Raw genomic sequence first — 6,471 nt, 5'->3', positions numbered from 1 at the left:
ATAGGGATCTTGAACAAACCCCGTTCGGGCTTCGACAGGCTCAGCCCGAACGGGGTTTGTTCAAGATCCCTATTCCGCCGATCCCCGTTCGCCCTGAGCCTGTCGAAGGGCTGGGCCGGCAAGCGCTGCGCGTGGTGCTTCGACAAGCTCAGCACGAACGGAGGTTGAGAACGCCAGTCCGCAAATCCCGTTCGCCCTGAGCCTGTCAAAGGGCACGAGCCCAGCGCATCCCCGCACCGAGGTTGCGCTTTGCCGCGCAAGCGCCCAAATGCGCAGGGATGGTCAAGACCAAATTCCCCCAGGGGCTCCCCACGCGCCAGCAGGTGCTCGATTTCATCGCGCAGAGCGCGGAACCCGCCGGCAAGCGCGAGATCGCCAAGGCGTTCGGCGTCAAGGGCACCGAGAAGATCGCGCTCAAGGCAATGCTCAAGGACATGGCCGAAGAGGGCCTGATCGACGGCAACCGCACGGCGTTCCATGCCATGGGCGGCGTGCCCAAGGTGACCGTGCTGCGCGTGGTCGAGATCGACGAGGGGCATGTCCTCGCCATCCCCGACAGTTGGCAGCCCGACGACGCCAGTCCGCCGCCGCGCCTGCGCGTGATCGAGCCGCGCGGCAAGGCCAAGGATCGCCAGGCCGCGCTGCGCCCCGGTGACCGCATTCTGGCGCGTACCGAGGAAGTCGGCGGGACCGGGACCGGCAAGTGGCTGGCTCACCCCATGAAGAAGCTGCCGCAGGCCAGCGAGCAGGTCATGGGCGTGATCGAGATCGACGGCGCGGGCAAGGGCTGGCTCGCCGCGATCGACAAGCGCGAGCGTCATGCCGCGCCGATTTCCGATCTCGGCGGCGCCGAGGCGGGACAGCTCGTGCTGGCAGAGCCTGCCGGGCGGACGCCGCGTTCGGGCATGAAGGTCACGACCGTGCTGGGCGATCCGCTCGCGCCGCGCGCCTTCAGCCTCATCGCCATCCACAAGCATGGCATCCCCTTCGCGTTCTCGTCCGAAGCCCTGGAGGAAGCACAGGCGGCGGCCGCCATGCCGCTGTCCGAAGCCGCGCGCGAAGACTTGCGCCACTTGCCGATCGTCGCGATCGACCCCAGCGATGCGCGCGATCACGATGACGCGATCTGGGCCGAGCCAGACGGCGAGGGCGGCTATCGCGCGGTGGTCGCCATCGCCGACGTCAGCTTCTACGTGCGCCCCGGCGGCCGGATCGACCGTGACGCGCGCAAGCGCGGCAACTCGGTCTATTTCCCCGACCGCGTCGTGCCGATGCTGCCCGAGATTCTCAGCGCCGAGGTCTGCTCGCTCAAGTCGGGCGCCGATCGCGCCGCGATGGCCTGCCATCTCACCATCGGCGGCGACGGCAGGATCAAGGATTTCCGTTTCACCCGTGCGCTCGTTCGCATCCATGAAGTGATCGCATACGAGGAAGCGCAGGCGCGGATCGACGAGGATCGCGCGGAGGTGCATCTCGTGCACTTGTGGGAGGCGTGGCGCCTGCTGGACAAGGCGCGCGACGACCGCGATCCGCTGGCGCTGGAATTGCCCGAGCGGCGCGTCGTGCTCGACCAGCAGGGCCGCATCGCCGAGATCGCACTGCGCGAGCGGCTCGACGCGCATCGCGTGGTCGAGGACTTCATGATCGCGGCCAATGTCGCGGCGGCCAAGGCGCTCGAAGCCAAGGTCGCACCGGTGGTCTATCGCATCCACGAGCCGCCGAGCCGCGAGAAGCTGCTGGCGCTCAAGGACTATCTGTCGACCTTCGGGCGAAAGCTGGCGTTGGGGCAGGTCATCACCCCCGGGCTGTTCAACCGCATGCTCAAGGACGTGACCGACGAGGCCGAGCGCGCGCTGGTCATGGAAGCCGTGCTGCGCAGCCAGACCCAGGCCTATTACGGCCCGCGCAACGCCGGGCACTTCGGCCTGGCGCTGGGAAGCTATGCCCACTTCACCTCGCCGATCCGCCGCTATGCCGATCTTCTGGTCCATCGCGCGCTGGTCGATGCCTATGGCCTGGAACAGCCGCGCCCGGCGGACCATGCCATTCCGGCGACCTCGGGCCTGTCGGATCGCGACCGTGGCGACCTGTCGCGGGTCAGCGATGCCATCAGCGAGGCCGAACGGCGCGCCATGGCGGCCGAGCGCGAGACGACCGACCGCTATGTCGCGGCCTGGCTGTCGAGCCGCGTGGGCGAGGTCTTCGACACGCGCGTGACGGGCGTGCAGAAGTTCGGGCTTTTCGCCACGATCATCGGGCTGGGCGGCGATGGCCTTGTGCCGATCTCGACGCTGGGCGCCGAGCGGTTTGCCTACGACGAGAAGGCGCAGCGGCTGGTGGGCGAGCTCAGCGGCGAGGAATTCGCCATGGGCATGATCCTCAAGCTGCGGCTGGCTGAAGCCAATCCGCTGACCGGCGCGCTCAAGTTCGAGCCGGTCGATGTCGCCGAGGGCGTGCAGCGGATCGAGCGGCGCGGCAGCAAGCTCGACGTCAAGCCCAAGGTGCGCGGCAAGCATATGGTCGGGCCGCGCGGTCGTCCGGGCAACATCCGGCATCAAGGGCGCAAGCGCTGACGCGGCTTTGGACCTGAGGGTTTTGGCACTGGCGGCGCACGAAAATTTCGATAGTCTCCGGTGCCATGACGCGCTTTCTGACGGCCCTGCCGCTTCTCGCTCTTTCCCTGCCTGTCCACGCACAAGAGGTTTCGCCCGAGCGGCTGCGCCACGATGTGGAAACGCTGGTCGGCTTCGGCACCCGGCACACGCTATCGTCCGATACCGACGCCAGGCGCGGCATTGGCGCCGCGCGGCGCTGGGCCGAGGGCGAGTTCCGCAAGACCGGCGCCGCCTGCGGCCAGTGTCTCGAGGTCGTCCTGCCCGAGCAGACGGTGACCGGCGAGCGCGTACCCACGCCGACGCGCATCGTCGACGTCGTCGCGATCCAGCGCGGCACCGAGCGGCCGAACGAGGTGGTCATCGTCGCCGGGCACATCGACAGCCGCGTCTCCGACGTGATGGACGTGACGCGCGATGCGCCGGGCGCGAACGACGACGGTTCGGGCACCGCGCTGGTACTCGAAGCCGCGCGTGTCCTGTCGCGGCAGCGTTTCCCGACGACCATCGTCTATGCCGTCCTCAGCGGTGAGGAGCAGGGCCTCTATGGCGGCAAGCTGCTTGCCGATTACGCCAAGGCGCAAGGCTGGACGGTGAAGGCGATGTTCAACAACGACATCGTCGGGAATTCGCGCGGGTCCGACGGACTGGTCGACGATGCCCACGTGCGCGTCTTCTCCGAAGGCCCGCGCGGCGATGGCGACGCGGCGCTGCTCAAGGCGCAGCGCGCGATCGGCGGGGAGAACGAAAGCCCCTCGCGCAACCTGTCGCGCTGGATCGCCTCGCTGGCGCCGGCCGGCAAGGGCAGCCTCGCGGTGCGGCAGGTCTGGCGCGCGGATCGCATGGGGCGCGGCGGCGATCACCTGCCTTTCGAGGCGCTGGGCTATCCCGCCGTGCGCTTCAGCGTGGCGGTCGAGAACTATGACCGCCAGCACCAGGACCTGCGGGCCGAGAACGGCGTCGAGTATGGCGATACCGTGGCGGCGATGGATTTCCCTTATCTGGCCAAGGTGACGCGGCTGAACGTCGCTGGCCTTGCGGCGCTGGCACGGGCGCCGCTGCCGCCGACCGCGACGGTCAAGGCCGCCGTGCAGACCTTCACCGAAGTGAACTGGGCACCGGTGCCCGGGGCGGCGCGCTATGCCGTGTACCAGCGCGCGACTGATGCGCCGGGGTGGCCGGCAAAGCCTGTAACGGTGACCAGCGATACCCTTGCCGTGCTCAAGGGCGTACGCGGCGACGACTGGTTCTTCGGCGTCAGCGCAATCGCCGCGAACGGCGCTGCCAGTCCGGTTGCTTCCGCCGTTCCGGGTGGTGCCTGGCCTAACGCGAGCAACACAGGAGATACGCAACGATGATGGAAGCCATTCGCCGGGGGCTTTCCGGCCTCGTCACCTTCAGCGGGCGCGATGATCGTCGCACGTTCTGGTACTATGTCCTGTTCGTCTTCATCCTGCGCTGGCTGGCCGGGACCGCGGCGTCGATCGTGCTGATGGGCTCGGTGGTCAGCCGCAGCGTGCGCTCGGCGGTTTCCGGCGGCGGGGCCGAAGCCACCGTGCGCACGATGCAGGCAGACGTTGCCGCGATCATGCCGCAGATGGCAATGATCGGGATCGTCGTCGGCCTCCTGACGATGGCGCTGCTCGCGGCGGCGCTGGTGCGCCGCCTGCACGACAGCAACCTGCCCGGCTGGCTGGTGCTGGTCCCCGGCGCGCTCTACTTGGTTGTGATCGCGACGATGCCTGAGCAGACCGAGCGGGCGATGCTGGCGATCAATGCCAGCAGTGATCATCCCGGCGAAACGGTTCTGGCCCACACCAACTGGGGGCTGGCCGCGCTCGGCTGGGCTGCGATCGCGATCGTCGTTGCGCTGGGTGTGCGCAAATCGACGCCGGGCGCAAACCGCTATGGTGCGGGCCGCGACAGCGTCTTTTGAAAGGCGGGCCGCCGAAGCGGCCCCCCATTTTTAGTCGCAGGGATCCCCGGCCTCGACCGTTACGCTCGGCTGGATCTGGCGGACCTGACTGCCCGGCGGGACCGAACGGGTCAGCCAGACATTGCCGCCGATCACCGAGCAGCGGCCGATGGTGACGCGCCCGAGGATCGTTGCGCCGGCATAGATCGTCACGTTGTCCTCGATGATCGGATGGCGCGGCTCGTCCTTGACCAGGCGGCCTTCCTCATCGGTGCTGAAGCTTTTGGCCCCCAGCGTCACCGCCTGGTAGATGCGCACGCGCTTGCCGATGATCGCGGTCTGGCCGATCACCACGCCGGTGCCGTGGTCGATGAAGAAGCTCTCGCCGATCTGTGCGCCGGGATGAATGTCGATCCCCGTGCGCGAATGCGCGATCTCGGCGATGATCCGCGCGACCAGTGGTGCTCCCAGGTTATAAAGCTCGTGCGCGATGCGGTGGTGCAGCACGGCCGTGACGAAGGGATAGCACAGCAGCACTTCGTCGACGCAGCGCGCGGCGGGGTCGCCGTCGAACGCGGCCTCGACGTCGCTGTCGAGCAGGCGACGAATCTCGGGCAGGCGCGCAGCGAGCGCGGTGACGATGCGTTCGACCCGCGTCTCGACCGTGACCTGGCAATGTTCGGGATGGGTGTAGTGCAGTTCCATCCGCACTTGCGCTGCGAGCAGTGGCAGCGCCGACTGCAGGCTGGCGGACACGAAGATGTCCTCGTTTGCGGCGGTGACTTCGGAAGGTCCGAGCCGGCGCGGGAACAGCGCGGAGCCGAGCACGTCGATGATCCGGCCCAGCGCATGGCGCGAGGGGAAGCCGACTTCGCCGTATTCGCCTTGCGCACGACGGCGGTCGCGCCAGTCCTCGCGCGCATGACGCAGGCCGGCGACCACATCGTCCACGGCATATGGCGGTTCGGGAAGCTCCACGTCAGCCCTGCCCATCGCCCAATTTCCTCATCGTTATCCTGAACCTGTCGCATCATATAGGAAAGCACGCGACGGCGAAAAGGGGGTGCCCTTCGTCAGCACGCCGCCGCGAGGCGTTCGGCCGTGGCCTCGCCATGCGCAAAGCGGGCCGCGGCGATGACTAGGTCGCGTGATGGCCGCACGCCGGTGTAGAGCACGAACTGCTCGATCGCCTGGAGCACGATGACCTCGGCGCCCGATACCACCGGCTTGCCGGCCGCGATCGCGGCGCGGATGAAGGGCGTGTCAGCCGGCTGCGCGACGACATCGAACGCGACATCGGCAGCGGCGATCTGCACTTCGGGAAAAGCGAGCGCACCGGCATCGGCGCCTTCCATGCCCAGCGGCGTCACGTTGACGAGCAGCGGTGCGCCTTGGCCCGGCAGCTCAGCCGCCCATGCGAAGCCATAGCGCTCGGCAAGGGCGGGGCCGGCCTCGGCATTGCGGGCCACGACGGTGCCATGGCGGAACCCCGCATCGCGCAGCGCCGCGACGACGGCCTTGGCCATGCCGCCGCTGCCGCGCAGGACAAAGGGCTTGGACGGATCGGCCGGGCTGGCCTCGATCAGCTGTCGGCAGGCGGTGTAGTCGGTGTTATAGCCGGTGAGATGGCCATCGTCGTTGACGATGGTGTTGACGCTGTCGATCACGGCTGCCGACGGCTCGATCGTGTCGAGCAGCGGGATGACCGCTTCCTTGAACGGCATCGACACGGCGCAGCCGCGGATGTCGAGCGCGCGGATGCCGGCGACGGCGGCGGGCAGATCGCGCGTCGAGAACGACTTGTAGATATAGTCCAGCCCCAGCGCGTCGTAGAGATAGTTGTGCAGGCGCGAGCCGGCATTGCCGGGTCGCCCCGACAGGGACATGCACAGGCGGGTGTCACGGCCGATCGGGGGCTTGGTCATGGGCGGGTCCTGCAGTGGG

The 6,471-nt window shown here is 68.3% G+C and carries 5 protein-coding genes; 3 read left to right on the top strand and 2 right to left on the bottom strand.

All coding sequences use genetic code 11. The features are described 5' to 3' along the window. Nucleotides 1-278: 278 nt before the first annotated feature. The 3 genes from V7Q48_RS18210 to V7Q48_RS18200 all read left to right on the top strand — a co-directional run bounded on the left by V7Q48_RS18210 (nt 279) and on the right by V7Q48_RS18200 (nt 4,548). Nucleotides 279-2,573, top strand: coding sequence for a ribonuclease R family protein (locus V7Q48_RS18210; RefSeq protein WP_333840674.1), 2,295 nt, complete (start codon nt 279-281; stop codon nt 2,571-2,573). A gap of 65 nt (nt 2,574-2,638) precedes the next feature. Next, the gene (locus V7Q48_RS18205) at nt 2,639-3,970 is read left to right on the top strand and encodes a M28 family peptidase (protein ID WP_333840672.1); all 1,332 of its coding nucleotides are present in this window, start codon (nt 2,639-2,641) and stop codon (nt 3,968-3,970) included. After that, complete coding sequence (locus V7Q48_RS18200; RefSeq protein ID WP_333840670.1) at nt 3,967-4,548, top strand: DUF805 domain-containing protein; 582 nt, start codon at nt 3,967-3,969, stop codon at nt 4,546-4,548. Before V7Q48_RS18205 ends, V7Q48_RS18200 begins: the two co-directional genes overlap by 4 nt. Before the next feature lie 30 nt (nt 4,549-4,578). Here the strand turns inward: V7Q48_RS18200 and epsC are convergent, their stop codons facing one another. Then, nucleotides 4,579-5,520: a serine O-acetyltransferase EpsC gene (epsC, locus tag V7Q48_RS18195; RefSeq protein ID WP_333840668.1), complete on the bottom strand. Its 942-nt coding sequence runs from the start codon at nt 5,518-5,520 to the stop codon at nt 4,579-4,581. Nucleotides 5,521-5,600: 80 nt separating this feature from the next. Continuing rightward, on the bottom strand, nt 5,601-6,452 hold the full coding sequence (locus V7Q48_RS18190) for a shikimate 5-dehydrogenase (protein WP_333840666.1): 852 nt from the start codon (nt 6,450-6,452) through the stop codon (nt 5,601-5,603). Between the last annotated feature and the right edge of the window lie 19 nt (nt 6,453-6,471).

Origin of the sequence: Novosphingobium sp. (assembly GCF_036803765.1) — a bacterium.
Classification (GTDB): domain Bacteria; phylum Pseudomonadota; class Alphaproteobacteria; order Sphingomonadales; family Sphingomonadaceae; genus Novosphingobium.
Note: the sequence above shows the minus strand (reverse complement) of the source record. Positions and strands in the feature narration are given on the sequence as shown.

Excerpts from the sequence above, each read along its gene's own strand:
- V7Q48_RS18210 (WP_333840674.1), top strand. The coding sequence starts at position 279 with ATGGTCAAGACCAAATTCCCCCAGGGGCTCCCCACGCGCCAGCAGGTG.
- V7Q48_RS18205 (WP_333840672.1), top strand. The coding sequence starts at position 2,639 with ATGACGCGCTTTCTGACGGCCCTGCCGCTTCTCGCTCTTTCCCTGCCT.
- V7Q48_RS18200 (WP_333840670.1), top strand. The coding sequence starts at position 3,967 with ATGATGGAAGCCATTCGCCGGGGGCTTTCCGGCCTCGTCACCTTCAGC.
- V7Q48_RS18190 (WP_333840666.1), bottom strand. The coding sequence starts at position 6,452 with ATGACCAAGCCCCCGATCGGCCGTGACACCCGCCTGTGCATGTCCCTG.
- epsC (WP_333840668.1), bottom strand. The coding sequence starts at position 5,520 with ATGGGCAGGGCTGACGTGGAGCTTCCCGAACCGCCATATGCCGTGGAC.